The 22247-nt window shown below is 69.5% G+C and carries 21 protein-coding genes and 1 tRNA gene; 16 read left to right on the top strand and 6 right to left on the bottom strand.

Annotated elements, in window-relative coordinates; all coding sequences use genetic code 11:
- Window positions 1-19 precede the first annotated feature (19 nt).
- From OG984_RS23030 to OG984_RS23050, 5 genes are all read left to right on the top strand, one after another.
- On the top strand, window positions 20-1258 hold the full coding sequence (locus tag OG984_RS23030) for an amidohydrolase (RefSeq protein WP_328528510.1): 1239 nt from the start codon (window positions 20-22) through the stop codon (window positions 1256-1258).
- A 2-nt stretch (window positions 1259-1260) separates the two neighbouring features.
- On the top strand, window positions 1261-1779 hold the full coding sequence (locus OG984_RS23035) for a hypothetical protein (protein WP_328528511.1): 519 nt from the start codon (window positions 1261-1263) through the stop codon (window positions 1777-1779).
- Window positions 1763-2497, top strand: a complete 735-nt coding sequence (locus OG984_RS23040; RefSeq protein WP_328528512.1) for a VIT1/CCC1 transporter family protein — start codon at window positions 1763-1765, stop codon at window positions 2495-2497. Before OG984_RS23035 ends, OG984_RS23040 begins: the two co-directional genes overlap by 17 nt.
- Before the next feature lie 33 nt (window positions 2498-2530).
- Complete coding sequence (gene thpR, locus OG984_RS23045; RefSeq protein ID WP_328528513.1) at window positions 2531-3091, top strand: RNA 2',3'-cyclic phosphodiesterase; 561 nt, start codon at window positions 2531-2533, stop codon at window positions 3089-3091.
- A gap of 85 nt (window positions 3092-3176) precedes the next feature.
- A complete protein-coding gene (locus tag OG984_RS23050; protein ID WP_328528514.1) occupies window positions 3177-3710 on the top strand; it encodes a DoxX family protein in 534 nt (177 codons plus the stop codon).
- Window positions 3711-3852: 142 nt separating this feature from the next.
- On the opposite strand, the gene upp is transcribed toward OG984_RS23050, so the two are convergent.
- Window positions 3853-4494: a uracil phosphoribosyltransferase gene (gene upp / locus OG984_RS23055; RefSeq protein ID WP_008354663.1), complete on the bottom strand. Its 642-nt coding sequence runs from the start codon at window positions 4492-4494 to the stop codon at window positions 3853-3855.
- An 81-nt stretch (window positions 4495-4575) separates the two neighbouring features.
- Here upp and OG984_RS23060 point away from each other — a divergent pair, with 81 nt between their 5' ends.
- The 4 genes from OG984_RS23060 (at window position 4576) to OG984_RS23075 (ending at window position 8492) form a co-directional block, all read left to right on the top strand.
- Entirely contained in the window at window positions 4576-5085 is a 510-nt protein-coding gene (locus tag OG984_RS23060) for a tRNA adenosine deaminase-associated protein (RefSeq protein WP_328528515.1), read from the top strand.
- 26 nt (window positions 5086-5111) lie between these two features.
- Window positions 5112-5579, top strand: coding sequence for a nucleoside deaminase (locus OG984_RS23065; protein ID WP_442940917.1), 468 nt, complete (start codon window positions 5112-5114; stop codon window positions 5577-5579).
- 10 nt (window positions 5580-5589) lie between these two features.
- Window positions 5590-5677, top strand: a tRNA-Ser gene (locus tag OG984_RS23070).
- Between the two features lie 169 nt (window positions 5678-5846).
- Entirely contained in the window at window positions 5847-8492 is a 2646-nt protein-coding gene (locus OG984_RS23075) for a VWA domain-containing protein (RefSeq protein ID WP_328528517.1), read from the top strand.
- An 8-nt stretch (window positions 8493-8500) separates the two neighbouring features.
- Here OG984_RS23075 and OG984_RS23080 read toward each other — a convergent pair whose 3' ends face one another.
- The 4 genes from OG984_RS23080 to OG984_RS23095 all read right to left on the bottom strand — a co-directional run bounded on the left by OG984_RS23080 (window position 8501) and on the right by OG984_RS23095 (window position 11019).
- On the bottom strand, window positions 8501-9358 hold the full coding sequence (locus OG984_RS23080; RefSeq protein ID WP_328528518.1) for a fructosamine kinase family protein: 858 nt from the start codon (window positions 9356-9358) through the stop codon (window positions 8501-8503).
- Window positions 9355-9816, bottom strand: coding sequence for a low molecular weight protein-tyrosine-phosphatase (locus OG984_RS23085; RefSeq protein WP_328528519.1), 462 nt, complete (start codon window positions 9814-9816; stop codon window positions 9355-9357). Before OG984_RS23085 ends, OG984_RS23080 begins: the two co-directional genes overlap by 4 nt.
- Before the next feature lie 64 nt (window positions 9817-9880).
- Window positions 9881-10273, bottom strand: coding sequence for a phage holin family protein (locus tag OG984_RS23090; RefSeq protein ID WP_328528520.1), 393 nt, complete (start codon window positions 10271-10273; stop codon window positions 9881-9883).
- A 74-nt stretch (window positions 10274-10347) separates the two neighbouring features.
- Window positions 10348-11019 carry a GntR family transcriptional regulator gene (locus OG984_RS23095; RefSeq protein ID WP_328528521.1) on the bottom strand — a complete coding sequence of 224 codons (672 nt, stop codon included), beginning with the start codon at window positions 11017-11019 and terminating at the stop codon, window positions 10348-10350.
- Between the two features lie 149 nt (window positions 11020-11168).
- Here OG984_RS23095 and OG984_RS23100 point away from each other — a divergent pair, with 149 nt between their 5' ends.
- Window positions 11169-12068 carry a dimethylarginine dimethylaminohydrolase family protein gene (locus OG984_RS23100; RefSeq protein WP_328528522.1) on the top strand — a complete coding sequence of 300 codons (900 nt, stop codon included), beginning with the start codon at window positions 11169-11171 and terminating at the stop codon, window positions 12066-12068.
- Between the two features lie 11 nt (window positions 12069-12079).
- On the top strand, window positions 12080-13159 hold the full coding sequence (hisC, locus tag OG984_RS23105) for a histidinol-phosphate transaminase (protein ID WP_328528523.1): 1080 nt from the start codon (window positions 12080-12082) through the stop codon (window positions 13157-13159).
- 92 nt (window positions 13160-13251) lie between these two features.
- Here the strand turns inward: hisC and OG984_RS23110 are convergent, their stop codons facing one another.
- Window positions 13252-13923, bottom strand: a complete 672-nt coding sequence (locus OG984_RS23110; RefSeq protein ID WP_328528524.1) for a hypothetical protein — start codon at window positions 13921-13923, stop codon at window positions 13252-13254.
- A 552-nt stretch (window positions 13924-14475) separates the two neighbouring features.
- Here OG984_RS23110 and OG984_RS23115 point away from each other — a divergent pair.
- From OG984_RS23115 to OG984_RS23135, 5 genes are all read left to right on the top strand, one after another.
- On the top strand, window positions 14476-17829 hold the full coding sequence (locus tag OG984_RS23115) for a transglutaminase family protein (protein WP_328528525.1): 3354 nt from the start codon (window positions 14476-14478) through the stop codon (window positions 17827-17829).
- A 113-nt stretch (window positions 17830-17942) separates the two neighbouring features.
- Window positions 17943-20426, top strand: coding sequence for a circularly permuted type 2 ATP-grasp protein (locus OG984_RS23120; RefSeq protein ID WP_328528526.1), 2484 nt, complete (start codon window positions 17943-17945; stop codon window positions 20424-20426).
- A 345-nt stretch (window positions 20427-20771) separates the two neighbouring features.
- Window positions 20772-21083: a hypothetical protein gene (locus OG984_RS23125; RefSeq protein WP_328528527.1), complete on the top strand. Its 312-nt coding sequence runs from the start codon at window positions 20772-20774 to the stop codon at window positions 21081-21083.
- The gene (locus OG984_RS23130) at window positions 21077-21547 is read left to right on the top strand and encodes a hypothetical protein (protein WP_328528528.1); all 471 of its coding nucleotides are present in this window, start codon (window positions 21077-21079) and stop codon (window positions 21545-21547) included. Before OG984_RS23125 ends, OG984_RS23130 begins: the two co-directional genes overlap by 7 nt.
- 9 nt (window positions 21548-21556) lie before the next feature.
- Window positions 21557-22195, top strand: a complete 639-nt coding sequence (locus OG984_RS23135; RefSeq protein ID WP_328528529.1) for a hypothetical protein — start codon at window positions 21557-21559, stop codon at window positions 22193-22195.
- Window positions 22196-22247 lie beyond the last annotated feature (52 nt).

The following is a 22247-nucleotide window of genomic DNA, read 5'->3' on the forward strand; positions in this document are numbered from 1 at the left end:
GCCCGGCATGATGACCGTCATGACTCAGCGTTCCTCCGTCGCCATCACCCACGCGTATGTCGTCCCGATCGCGGGCGAGCCGATCGAGAACGGCACGGTCGTGATCGAGGACGGGGTGATCACGGCGGTGGGCGCCGACGTCGCGGTCCCCGCCGGGATCGACACCATCGACGCGAAAGGCAAGTGGCTGCTTCCGGGCCTCGTCGAGGGGCACGGCCACATCGGTACCCACGAGCAGGGCGAGGGCTGGGCCGGCGACGACACCAACGAGATGACCGACCCGGACGGCGCGGCCCTGCGAGCGATCGACGCGATCAACATCGAGGACGAGGGCTTCCGCGACGCCCTCGCCGGCGGGGTGACCACCGCGGTGATCAAGCCCGGGTCCGGCAACCCGATCGGCGGCCAGACGGTCGCGATCAAGACCTGGGGCGGCCGCACCATCGACGAGCAGGTCGTCTCCGACTCGGTCTCGGTCAAGAGCGCCCTCGGTGAGAACCCCAAGCGGGTCTACGGCGACCAGAAGAAGACCCCGTCGACCCGCCTCGGCGTCGCCAACATCATCCGGAAGGCCTTCGTCGAGGCCCAGAACTACGCAGCCAAGAGGGCGGCCGCCGAGGAGAAGGGCGAGCCGTTCGACCGCGACCTCGGCAAGGAGACGCTCGCCCGTGTGCTCTCCGGCGAGCTCGCCTGGGACCAGCACACCCACCGCGCCGACGACATCGCCACGGCCATCCGGCTGAGCGAGGAGTTCGGCTATCGCCTCGTGGTCAACCACGGCACCGAGGGCCACCTTCTGGCCGACGTGCTCGCCGAGAAGGACATCCCGGTCATCTACGGCCCCATGTTCGTGAGCCGCTCGAAGGTGGAGGTCCGCAACCGGGCCAACCGCAACATCGCTGCGATGGCCGCCGCCGGCGTGCGGGTGGCGATCACCACCGATCACCCGGTCATCCCGATCAACTTCCTGGTCCACCAGGCCTCCTTCGCCGTACGCGACGGCCTCCCGCGCGACACCGCCCTGGCCGCGATCACCACGAATCCGGCGAGCTTCCTCGGTCTCGATGACCGGGTCGGCGCGATCGCTCCCGGGCTCGACGGCGACGTGGTGATCTGGTCCGGCGACCCGCTCGACACCGACCACCGCGCCGAGCGGGTCTTCATCACCGGAACCGAGGTCTACAGCTGGGACAGCGAGGCCGACGCGGGTCGCGGTAGCGGGATCACGCGGGAGCGCACGACGCGGTTCGGGGTCTGAGGATGCGCAACGAACGCCGGATCGACGACGTACCCAAGGGCATGACCCCCACCGACAACACCACCGACCAGAGCACCGACACCGACACGCGCAAGATCCGCCCGGCGGCGTACCTGCTGCCCGTCCTGGCGCTGACGCTGGCCCCGATGTTCGCCGGATGTGGCTCCGAGGCGACCGACCCAGGCGCTAACGTGTCTGACGTGCCCACATCGTCCGACCCGACGCCCGCCGAGGACCCGAAGGTCGCTGCCGCGATCGCCGACCTGGCCGAGCGTCAGGGGGTGAAGAGCGAGGAGATCACCGTCGTCTCCCACGACAAGGTGACCTGGCGCGACGGCAGCCTCGGCTGCCCCGAGCCAGGGAAGATGTACGCGATGGTCCTGACCGACGGCGTACGCGTGGTGCTCGAGGCCGCGGGGAAGACCTACGAGTACCACGGTGGCGAGAGCGGCCCGGTCAGCTTCTGCGAGAACCCGCAGGAGCCCGTCCCCGGCGAGGGAAGCAGTGACGCTCCCCAGTGAGGGTGCCCACGCGGGCCACGAAGACGCCGAGGAGCGGGCCGAGGGCCTGAAGAACCGGCTCAACTGGCTGCGCGCCGGGGTGCTCGGAGCCAACGACGGCATCGTCTCCACCGCCGGTGTGGTGATGGGCGTCGCCGGCGCGACCACGGGCACGACGGCTGTCCTGATCGCCGGTGTCGCCGCGCTGGTGGCGGGCGCGATCAGCATGGCCGCGGGGGAGTACGTCTCCGTCTCGACCCAGCGCGACACCGAGGAGTCGCTGATCGCCAAGGAGCGTCGCGAACTTCGGGAGATGCCGGAGGAGGAGCTGCGGGAACTGGAGGGGTTCCTGCGCGACCGCGGTCTCGAACCCGAGACCGCCGCCGAGGTCGCCGAGCAGCTCACCGATCGGGACGCGCTGCGTGCCCACGCTGTTCTCGAGCTCGGCATCGACGTCGACGATCTGACCTCGCCGTGGTCCGCGGCCTGGGCGTCGATGCTGTCGTTCACCCTCGGTGCGCTGCTGCCGCTGATGGCGATCATGCTCCTCCCGGACAGCGCCCGCATCTGGGGGACCGTGCTCACGGTCACCATCGCCCTCGCCATCACCGGCTGGACCAGCGCGCGTCTCGGCTACGCGCCACCCGGCCGGGCGGCGATGCGCAACGTCGCCGGCGGACTGCTTGCCATGCTGGTCACCTACGTCGTCGGCGACCTCCTCGGCACACAACTCGGATGACCCGGCCCCTGTCGCCGGGCACAATGGGCATCGATGAATCGAATGTTCGTGGCGGTGATCCCGCCGGAGTCGGTGATCGAGGATCTCGACGAGTTCTTGTCCGTACGCCGCGACGCGGCCGCCTTCCGCTGGTCGGCGCCCGACCAGCTCCACCTGACGCTCGCCTTCGCCGAGCACGTCCCGGACAGGTCCCTCGATGACGCGATCGAGCGGCTGGAGACGGCCGCGGGGCGGCGTACGCCCTTCGAGCTGACCATCACCGGCGGAGGTGCCTTCCCCAACGTGGCCGAGGGCAAGGTGCTCTACGCCGACGTCGAGACCGATGCCGCCGAGGAGCTCGACCGGGTCGCCGCCGGGACCAGGAACGCCCTGGTCAAGGCCGGGGTCGAGGTCGACGGCGGACGGTTCCGGCCCCACCTGACGGTCGCCCGGACCGGCACGCCGGTGGAGCTCAGCAACTGGGTGCGGCTGCTCGATGCGTACCGTGGCCCGGCCTGGACCGTCTCCTCCTTCGCACTGGTGCACTCCCGGCTCGGCGAGGGCCCGAGGAAGCGCCCGGCCTACGACGTCGTAGCAGAGTTTCCTTTCGGCTGAGGGGAAGCCCCGGGTGGTAAAGGCCGGGACCCGAGGTCGCTACCGTGTGCGGCTTGTTCTGACCTGACCCAGAGGAGAACCGGACATGAGTCGTCGAGTGGGGCGCAACGCCTACACCGGACTTTTCAACGACGTCGTGCTGCTCGCCGCCCGTGTGGTGGTCGGCGGGATCTTCGTCGCGCACGGCTGGCAGAAGTACGACCAGGGCTTCGCCGGCACCGAGCAGTTCCTGGGCGGCCTGGGGGTCCCGGAGCCCGCTCTCGCCGCTCAGGTCGCGACGTATGTCGAGCTCGTCGGCGGGGCGCTGCTGGCCGTCGGCCTCTTCGCCCCGATCGCCGGGGTGCTGCTCGCGGGTCAGATGGCCGGCGCGATCTGGTACGCCCACCGCACCACCGAGGTCTTCGTCGACCAGGGTGGCTGGGAGCTCCCCGCCGCGCTCGGCGCCGCGGCTCTCGTGCTCGGCCTGGTCGCCCCCGGCCGGATCACCCTCGACCAGCTCCTCACCTGGCCCTTCAAGGCCGTCGCCGCCAAGCGCAAGGCCCGCGCCGCCGAGGCGGCCGAGGCCGAGACCACCGAGGCTCAGCCGTACGTCGAGGAGAAGGTGACGATCAAGGCCTGAGTCGCCGCTGGTCGAGCCGCCGCCCGTGTAACACGTCGTTCGTACGACTACTCGCCCTATTGGAACGACCGGATAGTCCTACGAACGACGTGTTACACGTGGCCGAGCCCCACGAACTGCGCGTTACCCCGACCTGGCGAGTTCAGCCTGCGACGCCGTAGAGCCGGTCGCCGGCGTCACCGAGGCCGGGGACGATGTAGCCCTTCTCGTTGAGCTTCTCGTCCATGGCCGCGGTGACGACCCGGACCGGGGCCTCGATGCCGTCAAGGGCCTTCTCCAGGGCGGCGACGCCCTCGGGGGCGGCCAGGAGGGTGACGGCGGTGATGTCGTCGGCGCCGCGCGAGACCAGGAAGTCGATCGCTGCGGCGAGGGTGCCGCCGGTGGCCAGCATCGGGTCGACCACGTAGCACTGGCGGCCGGAGAGGTCGGCAGGGAGACGCTCGGCGTACGTCGTGGCTTCCAGCGTCTCCTCGTTGCGGACCATGCCGAGGAAGCCGACCTCGGCGGTCGGCAGCAGCCGGATCATCCCGTCGAGCATCCCGAGACCGGCGCGGAGGATCGGGACGATCAGCGGCTGCGGATCGGTGAGGCGTACGCCCTGGGTCGGCGCGACCGGGGTCACGATGTCCACCGGAGCGACCCTTACACCGCGGGTCGCCTCGTAGGCGAGCAGCGTGACGAGCTCGTCGGCGAGACGACGGAAAGTCGACGAGTCGGTCTCTTTGTTGCGCAGCGTGGTGAGCTTGTGGGCGACGAGCGGGTGGTCCACAACGAGGGTCTCCATGGGCTGAACCCTACGATCGGTTCGTCCTAAGGTCACCAATTCCCCCTAGACCCACGGCGGTTTCGGTGTCACTCTGGTCGTGTGTCTGATCAGCTGGAGCAGATCGAGGGTGTTGACTTCGCCGTCGCGATGTATCGCGAGGACGGCGCCTGGGTTGTGCGCGAGCTCGCTCACGACCTGCTGACCGACGTCGAGACTCTGACGCACGCGCTCCACCGCTTCCCGGGCGATGGTGGCGCGATCGCGATGGCGGCGATCGACGAGGACTTCTTCGTGATCGTCCGGGTCTCCGGCGCCGCGACCAGGGTGCTGCTCTCCGACGTGACCGCGGCCGACGAGTGGGAGCTGGCAGCGTCGGCTCTCGACATGCTCGGCCTGCCGCTGCCGGAGGAGGTCGAGGACGAGGAGGCAGATCCTGCCGGTGACCTCAGCATCCTCGCCGACTTCGGGATGAGTGCGGTCGACATGGGCATCCTGATCGACGACATGTTCGAGGAAGACCTCTACCCGGACGAGACGCTCTCCGAGATCGCCCGCGCGATCGGCTGCGGTGAGGCCTTCGACGACGCCGTCGGCCTCATGCCGGCGTGACACCTGCCAACCGATGGGAGGCCCCCATGCGGGCCGCCCTCGAGGAGGGCCGTGCTGCCCTGGCGACCGGTGACGTGCCGATCGGTGCGGTCGTGGTCGACCCCGCCGGTGCGGTGATCGGACGAGGGAGGAACGTACGCGAGGCCGAGGCCGACCCCACCGGACATGCCGAGGTGGTGGCGCTGCGTGAGGCGGCCAAGGCGCGGGGTGAGTGGCGGCTGGAGGGCTGCACGCTCGTGGTGACGCTGGAGCCGTGCACGATGTGCGCCGGGGCCGCGGTCCTGGCCCGGGTCGAGCGGATCGTCTTCGGCGCCTTCGACGACAAGGCCGGCGCGGTGGGCTCGCTGTGGGACGTCGTACGCGACCGCCGGCTCAACCACCGGCCCGAGGTCGTCGCCGGGCTGCTGGCCGAGGAGCAGCGCGCGTTGCTGGAGGATTTCTTCGGGGCCCAGCGAGGCGCCCCCGATTTCGGCGAAGACCCCCCGAGGTTGTAACTTATTCGGCGGTGACGTGTCCGAGCGGCCGATGGTGCAACACTCGAAATGTTGTGTAGGGAGACCTACCGTGGGTTCAAATCCCACCGTCACCGCCAGTCAGACAAGGGCGCTTGACCTGCGACAACGCAGATCAAGCGCCCTTGCTGCATTTCTGAGCGGGCCGGCCGGGTCCGTGCACTTGAAACGTTTGCGGCTCACCGCGGCTCGTCGCCCCCTATAGTCCGGACGGACGTCTTGCCCGCGACCCCCCACTGGAGTTCCGGCGTGCCCCTGTTTCCCTTCCCCCGTGCGGTCGTGTCGATGGTCGCGATGGTGGCGATCTTCCTCGGCGGGTGGGCGGTCCAGCAGACCCCGGGCAACCTCGCCGACATGGTCCGGTCGCCGTTCACCTGGGTGGCGCTGATGTTCCTGGGCATCGGGATCGCGACCGAGCTGCCGGTCACCCGTCACCAGCGCTGGGGTCGCGCACTCGTCACGGTCCTCGACCAGACGGGGGAGCCGATCGGCTACGGGTTCGTCGTCTCGCCGAAGCGGATCCTGACCACCCGGCGGGTGGCCGAGGCCGCGGTCGGCGCCGGCGACCTCGACCGCGACACGATCCGGGTGCGGTTCCCGCACGTACGCACCGCGACCGGCGACGTCAGCGTCGAGGTGCGCCTGGCCGACCACGAGGACGGCATCGTCGCACTCGACGTGGTCGGCGTCGAGCGGCTGCCCCGCCGCGTACTCCCGTTCCGGTTCGCCTCCCCGGTCGTCAACACCAAGGTGCTGCTGCACGACCCGACCGCTCTCAACGGTGCCGGGGTGTGGGTGGAGTCGGAGATCCGGGCCGCCGGGGTGGCGCACGTCCAGGTCAAGACGGTGCTCAACGAGGCCCCGCTCGAGGTCGGCGACTGCGAGGGCGTGCCGATGGTGCATGCCCGGACTGGCCGCCTGCTCGGCATGTGCGACGGCTCGGTCAGCGACGACGACAGGGTGACCCTGGTCCTGATCTCCTCGGCGTTCGCCCGGCTCAACGCCCGGATCAGCCTGCCGCGACGCTTCGCCCGCGCGTTCACCGAGATCGTCGCCGCGGTGGTCGCCTGGCTCGCCAACTGGGTGCGCGCCCACGCGATCATGGCGGTGGTCGGCGCGGTCGTGCTCGCCGTCGTCGGGACCGTGCTGGTGATCCGCTGGATCGTCGGGCCCGGGCCCACGGGCGAGTGCGTCGTCCTCGAGGTCACCTCCTCGACTGAGAAGGACGACCTGGTCCGGGATCTCGCCACCGAGTTCGAGACCGGCCGCGAGGTGGACGGACGATGCGTCGACGTCAACGTCCTGGGTCTGACCTCGGGCGCCGCGATGGAGGCGCTCGCCTCGGACTGGGACATCGAGATCGTCGAGCCGATGTTCGAGCGCAGCCAGACCGGCCGCAGCCGCCCCGACGTCTGGCTGCCCACCTCCTCGATGTGGACAGAGCTCCTCGAGCTCGACACCGAGAAGACGTACGAGACGCTGGGCTCCACGACCGAAAGCGTGATGGTCATCGCGGTCCCGGAGGGGACGGCAGGCGGCGAGGAGGTGTCGATGGCGTGGCTCAAGGCGAAGGCGGTCGCCGGGAAGACCGAGGGCACCGGGTTCGTCCTCGGCCGCGACGAGCCGCTGTGGTCGACCTCGGGGCTGGGCGCGAGCATGCTGACCTACAACGCCGCGGTCCGGGCGAACGCCACCGCCGGAGCGAGCGTGGAGATCACCCCGCAGACCCCGGAGGACGAGACGGTGAATTCCTGGGTGCGTGAGCTCGAGTCCTCGGTCGGCAGCTATGGCGACGAGGCGACGACGTACGTCCAGGACCTCTACTGCGGCATCGTCGAGCCCGTCGACGCGCTGGTGATCCAGAAGCAGCTGGTCGATCTCTACAACAGCGGCCGTCCTTCCGGTGCCGAGCCCGACTGCGACCAGCTGCCGGGCTACGGTGAGAAGAGCCACCCACGGGTGAAGAGGTTCGAGTCGCACATCCCGCCCGAGGGGACCCTGGCCATGGACCATCCGTACGTCCTGATGCCAGGCCTCTCCGAGGCCCAGCGCGAGGTCGCCGAGGAGTTCTACGAGTTCCTCGGCGAGGACGAGGCACAGGCCGCCTTCGTCGAGGGTGGCTTCGAGCAGATCGGATCCGTCGACGAGGACGACACCTTCCCCCAGCCCGAGGCCGAGGCGATCCAGCGGATCCGCGCCGAGTGGGACGGCGTACGCAAGAACTCCCAGGTCATCCTGCTGATCGACAACTCGGGGTCGATGAACGACGAGGTCGCACCGGGGGCCGCCAAGATCGACCGGGTCCAGAGCGCGGCCAACGCCGCGATCGGGCTGCTGGCGCCCAAGGACGAGCTCGCGGTGTGGACGTTCGGGAGCTCCGTGCACAAGACCGCCCTGGCGCCGATGGGCGACCGGATCTCCCAGGTCAGGGCGGAGATCGGGGCCATCGAGGCCGGTGGGACGACGACCCAGCTGCCGTCCGCGGTCCAGGCCGCGCACGACGCCCTCGCGCAGACGAACGACCCCGACAACCCCAAGACGAAGGCCGTCGTGCTGCTCACCGACGGCGCGACCAACCTGACCCCGGACGGCGCTGACGAGGAGGAGAACAAGGCGGCCAACGACGCGCTCGTCGCTGACATCGAGGGCAGCGAGTCACACGTCCGGATCTACACCATCCCCTACGGCAACTCCGCCGACAAGTGCCTCCTCGAGAAGGTCGCCGCCGCCTCGGGCGCCCGCTACTACGGCGCCGGCGCGCGCGAGAGCCTGATCAACGACGTCATGCTCGCGGTCTTCGGCAACTTCGGCACCCAGGCGGCCGCCGCCAACCTCCCCAGCATCGAGGCGAAGGCGAGGATCCCGGCTGGCGACTGCGGCGCCTCCGTCGACTAGTCGACCAGTCAGACGTAGCGGGCCGCCACGGTGGCCGCCCGGGCGCCGTAGCCGCCGCCGAACATGGCCGCGTGGACGAGCAGCGGGAAGAGCTGGTGAAGGCCCTGGCGGTCCTCCCAGCCCTCGGCGAGAGGAGTCTGCTCCTCATAGGCCGACATCATCCGCTCCAGGTGGGGGAGGCCGAAGAGGGCGAGCATGGCGAGGTCGACCTCACGATGACCGGCGTACGCTGCGGGGTCGATGAGCCAGGCGTCGCCGCTCCGGTCCCAGAGCACGTTGCCGTTCCACAGGTCGCCGTGGAGCAGGGCAGGCGGCTCCTCGGGGATCAGCGACGTCAGCTTCCCGACGACCTGCTCGACGCACTCGGCACCGGCGGCGTCGATGGCGCCGCGGTCACGGGCGGCCTTGAGATAGGGCAGCAGGCGGCGTACGGCATAGAACTCGGCCCAGCTGTCGGCGGGCTTGTTGGGCATCGGCAGCCGGCCGATGAACCCGTCCTTGTCGGCCCCGAACTCCGGGACCGGGGTGCTGTGCAGCGCCGCGAGTGCCCGGCCGAGGTCCTCGGCGGTCTCGGCATTGGGGCGGCCCGGCTCGATCCAGCGCAGCACCAGGCAGTCGGGCTCGGCGGCGAGCACCTCGGGGACCCGCACCACCCCTGAATCCTCCAGCCAGCGGAGGCCTCGGGCCTCGGCGGCCACGAAGTCGTCGCGCGCTGGGGAGAGCGCCTTCATCAGCACCAGCGAGCCGTCGCTGAGCCGGATCTTGGTTGCGGTCGAGATGTCACCGCCCGCGACCGGAGATGTGCTCACCACCGCCGCCCCGAGCAGCTGCTCGGCGCGACGGGCGACCGCGGGCTGACGGGTCACGAACCGGGCCTCGACGTGGCCAGGGACGCGACTATCGCATCGCTCGTACGCTCCACCATCGCCAGCACCTCCCGGAATCCTTCGGCACCACCGTAATAGGGATCGGGCACGTCCCCGGGGCCTTCGGGATCGAAATCACGGAACATCTGCAACCCGCCCTCGGGCGTCTGACCAGCCAGATCGGCCAGGTTGTCGGCATCCATGGCGAGCACCAGGTCGTACGTCTCGGGGTCCCCGACCGGCCACTGCTGGGCCCGGTGGCGCTCGGGGTCGTAGCCCGCCTCGAGCAGCGTCGCGGCAGCCCGGCGGTCCATCTTCTCGTCGGCGTGCCAGCCGCCGGTGCCGGCCGAGACCAGCTCCACGTCATCGAGCCCGGCACCGTCGAGACGGTCACGCAGAACCACCTCCGCCATCGGAGAACGGCAGATGTTGCCCAGGCAGACGACCGCGATCTTCATGGCCCGAGTTTTACATTTTGGCCAAGAACGCGGGGCGGATGCCGAATCTCGGGCGCCGGAACCGCTACTCGTCGCTGTCGGGCCAGACCCGGTCGAGGCCCCAGCCGACGATCGAGATGATGATGCCGCCGAGGACCGCCGTCCAGAACCCGTCGACGTGGAAGCCCACCCCGGTCGGGCCGAGGATCCAGGCGGTCAGGCCGAGCATCGCCGCGTTGATCACCAGCAGGAGCAGGCCCAGGGTGAGCAGGATGAACGGGAACGCGAGGAACTTCAGGATCGGCTTCACGAAGGCCGAGACGATGCCGAGCACCAGGGCGACGATCAGCAGCGGCAGCAGCTTCTGCTTGACCTCCTCCATGCCGCTGGTCGGGCCGTCGAAGTAGATCCCGCCGACGAGCCAGGTCGCCACGGCCAGGGCGATGGCGTTGGTGATGAGCCAGGTCACGATGCGCATGTCTGTGAGTCTGGCAGGCTCCGCAGCCCCGCGTAAGGGACGCGCGGGAGGTGTGTCGACTGTGTTACCGCGGGTCAGCGCTCCAGGCGCAGCGCCTTGCAGATGTCGTGGGCGGCGTCGGAGAGATGCTTCTGCAGGAACCGCTCGGCGTCGTGGATGCGGTCGGCGTCGAGGAGGCGGACGAGGGCGGCGTGGTCCTCGGCCTGGTCGTGGGCGTTGCGGCGGATGCGGTCGACCTGGGCGAGCGCGAGCTTGAGCTCGAGGACCAGGTGCTCCTGCATCGCGACCAGCCGCGGTGAGTCGGTCAGGGCCACGAGCGAGAGGTGGAAGGCGAGGTGGCGCTCGTTGAGCTCGCGGTAGGAGGCCTTCTCGGAGTGAACGGCCGTGATGTACGCATCCAGCGATTCGTGCACGGCCCGGCGGGTCTCGGCCGAGGCGTTGAGCCAGTTGCGGACGCCCGCCCCCTCGAGCACCCAGCGGGCGGCGCAGACGTCGCGAACGGAGGCGGCCTCGGGGGTCGCGACGGCGACGCCCTTGTTGGGCGCGCGAGTGGCCAGGCCCTCGGCGACCAGGATGGTCAGCGCCTCGCGGACGGTGGAGCGGCCGACGCCCAGCGACTCGGCTAGGCCGTGCTCGCGCAGCGGGGTGCCGGACTCGAGCTCGCCCTCGAACACCGCCCGGCGGAGCTCGTCGGCGACGCGGTCGACCGTCGATGCGGGTTCGTCCAGGGTGAGCGACTCGAACATGGACCCATTGTCCTATCTGCGTCGGCTTCCGGTGATGACCGTTCGTGCTCTAACCTAACCGCACAGGATTGTCTGACAATCAGTCAATCAGGCAATCCGACGATCATGCTGATGTCAGCCACATAGCAATCAGACCGAGAGGGGTACGCGTGAGCACAACGCTGAGCTGGGGCCGTCACTACCTGATGACCGAGCCGACGCACTACCGCATCGACTACGCCATCAACCCGTTCATGGACACCGAGATCCAGCCGGATCCGGTCCGTGCTCGCGAGCAGTGGGAGACCCTCAAGGCGACCATCGAGGAGGTCGGCGGCCGCGTCGACGTCATCGCGCCGCGCGAGGACAGCCCCGACATGGTCTACGCGATGAACCTCGGCTTCGCGGCCACCCTTCCCGACGTGGAAGGCGGCCGTCGGCACGTACTCCTCTCCCACATGCGCTTCCCCGAGCGCCGGAACGAGACGCGCTCCGCGGCCGAGTGGTTCGCCGTCAACGAGTGGGGGATGGCGTACGTCGGAAAGGACGGTGTCGGTCCGACCTTCGAGGCGGGCGACGTGTTCCCGTTCGCCGGGCACCTGGTCGCCGGCACCGGTCCCCGCACCGACGAGATGGCGCTGAAGACCCTCGCGACCGAGATGAACGTCCGGGTGCTGGGCGTGCGGACGACCCACTCGGGGATGTACCACCTCGACCTGGCCTTCTGCCCGCTAGACGAGCGCCGCGCGATCATCTGCCCGGACGCGCTCGCGCCCGAGTCGGCGCAGGCGCTCCTCGATCTCGTCCCGGAGCCGCTGGTCATCACCGAGGAGGAGGCGCTCAGCACTTTCGCCGCCAACTCCATCGTGATCGGCCGCACCATCGTGATGCCGTCCTGCCCGGACCGCATCCGGCCGGTCCTCGAGGGCTGGGGCTTCACGGTCCGGATCGTCGACCTGAGCGAGCTCCACCTCGGTGGCGGATCCGTGCGCTGCGTCACCAACCCGCTCGACATCGTGGTGGGTCGTGACGTCCCCGTGGTTTACGGGGGCGAGGTCATCCCGACCTAGGATCTCACGATATGAGCACCCCGCAGCCCCGTCCCAGTGTCGCCGCCATGCCTGCGTACGTTGCGGGCAAGCCGCCGGTCGAGCGGCCCGGTCTGGTGACCTACAAGCTCTCCTCCAACGAGAACCCCTACCCGCCGCTCGACGGCGTGGTGGAGATCGCCGCGGAGGCGGCCGGGCGGGTCAACCGCTACCCCGACGCGGGCAGCACCGAGCTCTACGACGCGCTCGCCAAGGCCTACGGCGTGCACGCCGAGGAGCTCGCGCTCTCGACCGGCGCCGTGGCGCTCATCTTCCAGCTGGTCTCGGCCTACTGCGGCCCCGAGGACGAGGTCGTCTTCGCCTGGCGCAGCTTCGAGGCCTACCCGATCGCGGTCCTCGCCGCCGGGGCGACGGCGGTGAAGGTGCCGGTCACCGACGACGGGCGCCACGACCTCGACGCGATGGCGGCGGCCGTCACGGAGCGTACGAAGGTCGTGTTCGTCTGCACCCCGAACAACCCGACCGGCACCTCGGTCACCCAGTCCGAGCTCGACGCCTTCCTCGACAAGGTGCCCGAGCACGTGCTGGTCGTGGTCGACGAGGCCTATGCCGAGTTCGTACGCATGGACGACGCCGTCGACGGCATCGCCACCTACCGGGGCCGTTCCAACGTGGTCGTGCTGCGTACGTTCTCCAAGGCCTACGGGCTCGCCGGCTTCCGGGTCGGCTACGCCTTCGCGCCCGCGCCGATCGCCGCCACCCTGCGGGCGATGGCGCTGCCGTTCGGGGTCAACGTCGTCGCGCAGGCGGCCGGCGTCGCCTCGCTCGAGCGGCAGGCCGAGCTGCTCGCGCGCGTGGATGACCTGGTGGCCGAGCGGGCCCGGGTCGTCGACGGGATCCGCGCCGCGGGCTGGGACATCCCCGACGCCCAGGGCAACTTCGTGTGGTTCGCCTTCGGATCCGCCGAGCGCTGCGCCGCCTTCGCGGCGGCTGCGGACGAGATCGGCCTGATGGTCCGCCCCTACCCGCCCGAGGGTGTGCGCGTCTCGATCGGCGAGGCCGAGGCCAACACTCGTCTCATCGAGCTCGCGGGTTCTTTCCCGAGGGACTGAGGACGGGCGTTTCGCCCAAAGCAGAGGTCCAGCAGCGTGAACGCCGCTGGACCTCTGCTATGTGGTTGCCAGGTGTTGGTGAAGGTGTGCCTCTACGGCAGCGGGAGCTTCCCGAGGATCGAGCTGAGCAGGTCGGTCAGGATCGGGCCGACCACCGGGAGGCTGTTGACGATGCCCAGCAGGCTGTCCGTGACGCTGGGGAGCCCAGGAATGCCCGGGACCGGAACGTCCGGGATCGGGACATCGGGAATCGGAACGTCCGGGACGGGAACATCCGGAACGGGAACGTCCGGGGCGGGAACGTCCGCAGCAGGCTTCTCCGGGGACTCGCTGCCCGGAAGGGGTACGTCCGGCACCGGGTTGTCCGGGACAGGGACGTCCGGAACCTCGGGCGTGTCCGGCACCTCGGGAACGTCCGGGGTGTCTGGGACCTCAGGTGCGTCCGGGACGTCCGGGGTCTCAGGGGTGTCCGGGACCTCGGGTACGTCCGGGGTGTCCGGAGCGTCGGGTACGTCAGGAGTGTCCGGGGCGTCGGGGACGTCCGGGGTCTCAGGTACGTCCGGAGTGTCCGGGACCTCGGGGCTGTCCGGAACGTCCGGAACGTCCGGAGGCGGACAGTCAGGGGCCGGGCTGGCCGGGGCAGGAGATTCCGGCACCGGGCAGTCGGGGACTGGAGGAGGAACGGGGCTCGCCACAGCTGGTGCGGCGGCCGTGGCCAGTGCGAATCCGGCGGCGACAGCGGCGATTCGAGTCCGAGAATTCACGAAATCTCCTTTGTTTGCTGTGAGGTCGTGACTCATGAATCCTGAAGCGAATTGAAGCATAAAGTCAAGAACTTTCTTGAACTTATCGATTCCTATTCCTTCGGTCGATTTCGTGGCGTAAACTCATTCGACCGCTTTCTCTGGGGTCGAAAGTCAGGCAACCCTCACAAGAGGATCCATGCGACTTCATCGCAGGTGAAACGCTGTGTTCTGGTTCCGGCTGGCGCTGCCGCCGCGGCGCCGACAGCCACGGATAAGTCGTCGCGATATCGGTTCTCGGCGCCGATAGGAGGGCTGGTTTGGATGAAACCCCAGGGGGTAATCGGGAAACGCCTGGACACGGGCCGCGACGTTTAGTCGGGATGAAATGCGTTTACCAATCAACGGATTCCGGGCCCTTTGGATCGTCGTCGTGGTAGCTCACTTCGACACCGGATAGGGGTTTGAATACGGCTCGTCGTCGCGCGGTGCCCCGCGCTCGGACCCGGCCGGTCGGCGCGAACCCGGCGGTTCGTTACCCCCGTGCAACCTGGATCGGTCAGGCTTGCCCCCATGTCGATCAAGGTTGCGCTCGAGCATCGAACCACCTACGAGTTCGCGCAGCCGGTCAGGGTCAGCCCGCACGTCGTACGTCTGCGTCCGGCGCCGCACACCCGGACCCCGATCGAGGCCTACTCGCTGTCGGTGACCCCATCGACGCACTTCGTCAACTGGCAGCAGGACCCGTTCGGCAACTGGCTCGCGCGGCTGGTCTTCCCGGAGAAGACCGACAAGCTCGAGATCACGGTCGGGCTGGTCGCCGACATGGTGGTGATCAACCCCTTCGACTTCTTCGTGGAGGACTACGCCGAGAGCTTCCCGTTCGACTACGAGCCGGAGCTGAAGGCCGACCTGGCGCCCTACCTCCGTGACGTGGAGTCGGCGGCGGAGGCCGATGCCTGGCGACGACGACTGCCGGCGCTGCCGGAGGACGGCGTCCGCACGGTCGACTTCCTGGCGAGCCTTAACCGCGCGGTCAACGCGGACGTCGCCTACTCGGTGCGCATGGAGCCGGGTGTACAGACCCCCGACGAGACCCTGCGAATAGGTGTCGGGTCGTGCCGTGACTCGGCCTGGCTGCTGGTGTCGCTGCTGCGTCAGTACGGTCTCGCAGCCCGGTTCGTCTCGGGCTATCTGGTGCAGCTGGCCGCCGACCAGGAGTCGCTCGACGGCCCGTCCGGGCCGACCGAGGACTTCACCGACCTGCATGCGTGGTGCGAGGTGTTCGTTCCCGGCGCCGGCTGGATCGGGCTCGACCCGACGTCGGCCCTGTTCGCGGGGGAGGGTCACATCCCGCTCTCGGCGACCCCGCACCCGTCCTCCGCGGCGCCGATCGAGGGTGCCACCGACCCGGTCGAGGTCAGCTTCTCCTTCGCCAACGAGGTCACCCGCGTCCATGAGGACCCGCGGGTGACGCTGCCCTACACCGACCGGGAGTGGGCCCGTATCGACGCCCTCGGCGAGGCCGTCGACCGGCGTCTTCAGACCGGGGGCGTCGAGCTCACGATGGGCGGCGAGCCGACCTTCGTCTCGCTCGACGACCAGACCTCCGCGCAGTGGAACACCGACGCCGACGGCCCGCACAAGCGAGAGCTCGCCGCGGATCTGGCCGAGCGCCTGCGCAAGGTCTACGGCAACGGCGGCATCGTCCACCGGGGCCAGGGCAAGTGGTACCCCGGCGAACCCCTTCCGCGCTGGAACATCGATCTGCAGTGGCGTACGGACGGCGAGCCCCTCTGGTCCGACCCCACCCTCTTCGCCGACCCCTGGGCCCCCGCCGAGACGTCGGGCACGTCGGCCGAGACGTCGCGCACGTCGGCCGAGACGTCACTCGATGACGCCTCGCCCGACCTAAGTGACGCTTCGGGCGACCTGAGTGACGCCTCGGCCGACCGGGGTGACGCTTCGGCAGTTGGGGTTCGCATCGCCAGGATCCTCGGGCTGCCGGAGGAGCAGGTGCTCCCTGCGTACGAGGATCCGCTGGCGAAGCTCGCCCAGGAGGTGCGTCAGCCTGCTGGGCCGAAGCCGGACGACGCGGCGAGCCGGGGCGACCTGAACGTCACCGAGCTCGACAAGGAGGTCACCGAGCCGGTCGGGTGGGTGATCCCGATCAACACCGACGACGGGGAGTGGACGAGCCCGCGGTGGCGGTTCCGGCGGGGACGGCTGGTGCTGGCGCCCGGCACCTCGGCGATCGGGCTGCGGCTGCCGCTGGACTCGATCTCGTGGCACGACCCGGAGCTCCCCGGCGAGCCGTCCTACCTGACCGCGGCCGAGCCGCTGCACCCCGAGATCCCGCAGGTCACCGTCACCGATCCCGACGAGGCGCCGACCACTGCGCTGGCGATCGAGGAGCGCGACGGGCTGGTCCACGTGTTCCTGCCACCGACCGACCGGTTGGAGGACTACGTGACGTTGCTCCGGGTGATCGAGCAGGCCGTCACCGAGGCCGGTACGCAGGTCGTGCTCGAGGGCTACGGTCCGCCGCCCGACGCGCGTCTGGCGCGGCTGACGGTCACGCCGGACCCGGGTGTGATCGAGGTCAACGTCCAGCCGACCGGGACCTGGGCGGAGCAGCGCGAGCTGATCACGACGCTCTACGAGCAGGCGCGACAGGTCCGGCTGTCCACCGAGAAGTTCGACCTCGACGGACTCCACACCGGCACCGGCGGCGGCAACCATCTCACCCTCGGCGGCCGGAGCCCCGAGCGCAGCCCGCTGCTCCGCCGACCCGACCTGCTGGCCAGCCTGATCCGCTACTGGCAGCGTCACCCCTCCCTCTCCTATCTCTTCTCAGGCAGGTTCGTCGGCCCGACCAGCCAGGCGCCGAGGTTCGACGAAGGCCGCCCGGAGGCGGTCTACGAGATGGAGATCGCGCTCCAGGAGGTCGCCCGGATCACCCGCGAGCACCCGGAGCCCCGCCCCTGGATGATCGATCGCGCCCTGCGCCACCTGCTCACCGACCTGACCGGCAACACCCATCGCGCCGAGTTCTGCATCGACAAGCTCTACTCCCCGGACTCGTCGAGGGGACGTCTCGGGCTCCTCGAGCTCCGCGGCTTCGAGATGCCGCCGCACCCGCAGATGGCCCTGCTGCAGTCCCTCCTGGTCCGGAGCCTGGTCGCGTGGTTCTGGGAGGAGCCGTACGAAGCGCCCCTCATCCGCCACGGGAGCGCCCTCCACGAGGACTTCCTGCTCCCGCAGGGCTGCCTGCGCGACATCGAGGAGGTCGTCGCCGACCTGCGCCGCCACGGGATCCCGTTCGAGTCGCAGTGGCTGGCTGCGTACGCCGAGTTCCGTTTTCCGCGGATCGGGTTCGCGCGCGTAGGAGAGATCGAGCTGGAGCTGCGCCAGGCGATCGAGCCATGGAACGTGCTCGGCGAGGAGGCCACGGGGTCCGGTACGTCACGCTACGTCGACTCCTCGGTCGAGCGGGTCCAGATCTCGGCGAGAGGGATCGACCTCGACCGGCACCTGGTGACGTGCCAGGGTGTTCCTGTGCCGCTGACCCCCACCTCGTCGTCCGCTGATGCGTTCTATGCGGGCATCCGGTTCAAGGCGTGGAGCCCGTGGTCCAGCCTGCACCCGACCATCGACGTCCAGGCCCCGCTCCACTTCGACGTCGTCGACATCGCCTCCGAGACCAGCATCGGTGGCGCGACCTACCACGTCGTCCACCCGGGCGGCCGCAGCTACGACCACCCGCCCGTGAACGCCAACGAGGCCGAAGCGCGTCGCGCCAGCCGGTTCGAGGCGCGCGGCCACACGTCAGGTCGTCTGAACGTAGCCGAGATGCGTACGCGAGCGGCCAACGCGACAACCCCGGACAACCCCCACACCCTCGACCTCCGCAGAGTGGTCCGCTGAGTCATGTGGTCGACTTCGTGCCGGGTTTGCCGGGTAGTCCAGGGAGTTTTTGTCGCTCTACTGGCCAGTAACCGACGGAAACTCCCTGGACTATCCCCCGCCAGGGGTGCCCGGTGACCGTCCTCCGTGAGTACGCCGACGCCCTCGGCCTCCTCGACGCGACCGACCAGCCCTACGACGAGGTCGTCGGGCCCGACGGCACCCTGCGCCCGGCGTGGAAGCCGATGGCCGAGACGGCCGTCTCGATCACACCGGCCACGCTGAGCCGGATCGGCCACGACGTCGAGCGGTTCCTCGCCGACGACGGGGTCACCTACCTGCGCCCCGGCGCCAAGCCCGAGCCCTGGCGGCTCGACCCGGTGCCGCTCGTCATCGACCCGGCGCAGTGGCGCGTCCTGGAGGTCGGCCTGGCCCAGCGCGCCGAGCTGCTCAACGCGATCCTGGTCGACCTCTACGGCCCGCAGCGCCTGCTCGCGGACGGGATCGTCCCGGCGGCGGTGGTCTTCGGCCACCAGGGGTTCCACCGCGTCGCCGCCCGTGCCAGCAACCATGACCCGCGGCCGCTCGTCCTGGCCGCCACCGACCTCGGCCGCACCCCCGACGGCGAGTGGCGGGTGCTCGCCGACCGCACCCAGGCCCCCTCCGGCATCGGCTACGCGATGGAGAACCGCCGGGTGATCAGCCGGGTGCTCCCCGAGCTCCACCGCGACGCCGGGCTGCACCGGATGGAGCCCTACTTCGCCGCTCTCCGCTCGGCCCTCCTCGAGTCCGCGCCCGGCGACCAGGCCGACCCCCGGGTCGTCGTCCTCTCCCCGGGAACCCACTCCGAGACCGCCTACGACCAGGCATTCCTCGCCTCGACGCTCGGCTTCCCGCTGGTCCAGGGCGCCGACCTGACCGTACGCAACGGCGAGGTCCTCATGCGTGGCCACGGCGACCGGCTGGAGCGGGTCGACGTGATCCTGCGCCGGGTCGACGCGACCTGGTCCGACCCCCTCGAGCTCCGCGGTGACAGCCAGCTCGGCGTCGCCGGCCTGATCGAGGCCGTACGCCGCGGCAACGTGCGCGTCGTCAACGGGTTCGGCGCCGGCGTGCTCGAGAACCCCGGGCTCGTTCCCTACCTTCCCGCCGCGTGCGAAGCGCTGCTCCGGGAGCCGCTGCGGCTCGGTTCGATCGCCACCTGGTGGTGCGGTGACCAGGTCCAGCGTGCGGAGGTCGAGCGGCGGCTGGATGCTCAGACTCCGTCGTCCCGAACCGTGGTGGTGCGGACGCTCGAGGGCGCCATCGTCACCGGGACCCCCGAGGAGCTGCGCGCCAAGATCGCGGCGGACCCGTACCGCTACGTCGGGCAGGAGCAGATCACCCTCTCCCAGGCCCCGACGTGGGCAGAAGGGCACGGCGCGGTCGGCCGGCCGCTGACGCTGCGTACGTTCTCCTTGAGATACGGCTCTGCCTACCGCCCGCTGGTCGGCGGCCTGGCCTCGGTCCGGGCCGACGAGACCGGCCTGCCGCCGTGCAGCAAGGACGTCTGGGTGCTCAAGGAGTCGCCGCAGGACGCTGACCAGGGCCTGGCTGACGTGCTCCCGATGACCCACACCCGCTCGGTGACGGTGCTCGTCCCGCGCGCGCTCGAGGACATGTACTGGTCGGGTCGCTACGCGGAGCGTGCCGAGGACCTCATCCGGCTCATCCTGGCCACCCACGTGCTGGCGGAGGACTTCAGGACCAGGCCGCGTACGTCCGGAGGCGTCAGCCTCGAGGTCATGCTGAGCGCTCTCGACCGGCTGGCCGGGCACGGCCGGGCGGATGCGGATATCGACGCCGAGTTCCGCTCGATGCTGCTGGACGCCGACCGGCCGGGGTCGGCGGCGCAGTCGCTGGCCGGGATGCGGCAGGCCTTCAGCGGCGTACGCGACCAGCTCAGCCCCGACATGTGGCGGATCTTCTCCTCGACCGACCGTGCGGCCGAGGAGCTCCGGAGCAATCCGCACTCGCTGCAGATCGCCGAGTCGGGCGCCGAGATGCTGCACGGGATCCTGGCGATGCAGGGGGTCGTGGCGAGCATGATCCGCGACGAGGGCTACCACTCGATCCGGCTGGGCCGCTTCCTGGAGCGCGCCATGCAGATCTGCCTCCTGCTCCGCGCGACCACGACCGTACGCCGCGGTCTCGAGGTCGACCGCGCGGTGCTCAACGCGGTCCTCGCCTCGGCCGAGTCCGCGGTCACCCACCGCCGCCGCTACCGGGGCTACGTACGCACCGGGGGAGTGCTCGACCTGCTGATCATGGACCGCGACAACCCGCGCTCGCTGGCCTTCTGTCTCGACGAGCTGCGGCTCCACCTCACCAAGCTCCCCGGCTCGACCGGCTCGTCCCGCCCCGAGCGGCTCCTCGACGACATCACCGACATGCTCGACCGCACCGAGGTCGCCGGCCTCGTCGCCATCGGCGGCGTCGGCCGTCCCAACCTGGAGTCGTTCCTCGACCAGGTCCACGCCCAGCTCGTCCGTCTCGCCGACGCCATCACCGACGTCCACTTCGCCACCGGCCCCGCCCCGCAGCCCCTCAACGCCCTCCCTGCGCAATCGCTCACTTGAGCAGAGCACGGCCGTCACCACGAGCGGGCGGCTGGGAGTCCGGCGATGCTCCAGGGAATTGCAGTAGCGAGGATTACATGGGCTCCGTAACGAGGTGACCTCGTCAGGATGCTTGCCACATAAACCGGCGACATTCTCGGGCAAACTCACTTCAAACGGGGAGATTCAAGTGGATTGGTACATGCAACGGCGTGCGTCGCTGCCACCGCTGTCGCAGGGGCCTTGGCGCTCACGCCGACGGCCAACGCCTCAACTCCTGCTGGCGCTTCGTCCGCGGGTTTGGCGGAGCCTGACGCTGACGCCGCACATGCGGTTGAGCAGCCGGCGGGGCACAAGCAGGACATCGTGAAGGTGCTGCTCGCGCACGGCGTGTCCGCCAAGCGAGCAGCAGCAATAGCGGAGGACGACATCGCGGGCGAGGCACTGCTGGCCGCAGCTCCTGTACCAGCATGTGTGACTGCCACGTACTCGAACCCGGCTGGGCCGTACCAGAACGTCAAGGTAAAGAACGGCTGCACGATCAGCGTACGGGTAAAGGTCCTCTGGGCCTTCGCCACCGACAGCGCCTGTCACAAGATCGCCGCTGCTTCGTCGTGGACCGACCGCCATCTCAACCAGACTGGTCCGGATCGCTGGGACGGGATCGCATCATGCTGAGGCTGATCGGGCGGTGCGCCACGGCGCTCGCCGTCACGGCGTCGATGTGGGCGGCCACCTCCGCGCCAGCCAACGCCCAAGCGACTGACGCCGTGAACGGGTGTGGCGCGGAAGTCCTCGACAACGAGTCGGCCTACGTAAAGCCGGATAAGAGAGGGGACAAACTGTGGACGCTCAGGACCACGGAGGGTTCCTTTGTTGTCAAGTGCGGCGATGGCCAGGACTGGGGCGCTGCGCACGTCGAACTGAAGCACGAGGTACCCACTTGGGCGGATGCTCTGACGTGCATCGAGAACGCGATCAACCGAGGTGTGGCGTCGGATGGTGAGAACGGCAAGACGAACTACGTCTACCGGATCAAGGGTGCTGTCGTCGTCGTTGTTGTTGGGATCCAGGGCCTCGTGACCGCATACCCGAAAGGCACGGGGATTGCGAGGAAGTGGCGACTTTGCTCCGCGTCATAGGTTGTTGGCATGGACAGCACGTCTGATCGCCAGCCTCAGGAGCCGTTCCCCCGTCCGCCACGCGGCCGGCGTGTGGTCTGGGCGGGGAATGGGCGACCGGCCATGGAAGGTGCCCCGTTCGCGCTTCCGGGTGTCGTCACACAGGACTTGCCTGACGGCTGGACGCTCGTGTCGTGGCTCGACAAGGACGGCTGGTACAGCCCTGACGCGGTCTACGAGGTGAAGAACCTTCGGGTGGTCTCCGATGCGGAGTTCGACGACCTTGTCCGGGCTGTCCGCGAAAGTCCTGGCTGGCACGGAATCGCCCACAACACTGACATCGATCCGGAGCCTTCGCCGTATCGGGTCGGCGACCCAGTCGAGTGGATCGGTCCAATGCCCGGGGACGCCGATTGGGATCCGCATGTTGATGCCTGGCGGCGGGCGGCGCTCGGCAGTGCATCGGGACTGACTCATCGGCATCCGGGACGGATCGTCGAGATCAAGCACAACGCTGCGCTGCGCGTGCGGTGGATCGACAAGGACGGCGAGTTCGAGGGACAGCGATTCGTCAACCCTGATTTTGTAGAGGCGGTCGACGAGGTGGAAGCCCAGCGTCTGGCGACGCAGCTTCGCGAGTCGGACTGGCCTGGTCTCGACCGCACGTAGATCCCGTGGGGATCCGCATGAGCGGCCGGTCGTGGCGGTCTCGAGCGGGATA

This window comes from Nocardioides sp. NBC_00368 (assembly GCF_036090055.1).
Lineage (GTDB): Bacteria > Actinomycetota > Actinomycetes > Propionibacteriales > Nocardioidaceae > Nocardioides.

Excerpts from the sequence above, each read along its gene's own strand:
- OG984_RS23030 (WP_328528510.1), top strand. The coding sequence starts at position 20 with ATGACTCAGCGTTCCTCCGTCGCCATCACCCACGCGTATGTCGTCCCG.
- OG984_RS23035 (WP_328528511.1), top strand. The coding sequence starts at position 1,261 with ATGCGCAACGAACGCCGGATCGACGACGTACCCAAGGGCATGACCCCC.
- thpR (WP_328528513.1), top strand. The coding sequence starts at position 2,531 with ATGAATCGAATGTTCGTGGCGGTGATCCCGCCGGAGTCGGTGATCGAG.
- OG984_RS23050 (WP_328528514.1), top strand. The coding sequence starts at position 3,177 with ATGAGTCGTCGAGTGGGGCGCAACGCCTACACCGGACTTTTCAACGAC.
- upp (WP_008354663.1), bottom strand. The coding sequence starts at position 4,494 with ATGGAGACCCTCGTTGTGGACCACCCGCTCGTCGCCCACAAGCTCACC.
- OG984_RS23065 (WP_442940917.1), top strand. The coding sequence starts at position 5,112 with ATGCGGGCCGCCCTCGAGGAGGGCCGTGCTGCCCTGGCGACCGGTGAC.
- OG984_RS23085 (WP_328528519.1), bottom strand. The coding sequence starts at position 9,816 with ATGAAGATCGCGGTCGTCTGCCTGGGCAACATCTGCCGTTCTCCGATG.
- OG984_RS23090 (WP_328528520.1), bottom strand. The coding sequence starts at position 10,273 with ATGCGCATCGTGACCTGGCTCATCACCAACGCCATCGCCCTGGCCGTG.
- OG984_RS23095 (WP_328528521.1), bottom strand. The coding sequence starts at position 11,019 with ATGTTCGAGTCGCTCACCCTGGACGAACCCGCATCGACGGTCGACCGC.
- hisC (WP_328528523.1), top strand. The coding sequence starts at position 12,080 with ATGAGCACCCCGCAGCCCCGTCCCAGTGTCGCCGCCATGCCTGCGTAC.
- OG984_RS23115 (WP_328528525.1), top strand. The coding sequence starts at position 14,476 with ATGTCGATCAAGGTTGCGCTCGAGCATCGAACCACCTACGAGTTCGCG.
- OG984_RS23130 (WP_328528528.1), top strand. The coding sequence starts at position 21,077 with ATGCTGAGGCTGATCGGGCGGTGCGCCACGGCGCTCGCCGTCACGGCG.
- OG984_RS23135 (WP_328528529.1), top strand. The coding sequence starts at position 21,557 with ATGGACAGCACGTCTGATCGCCAGCCTCAGGAGCCGTTCCCCCGTCCG.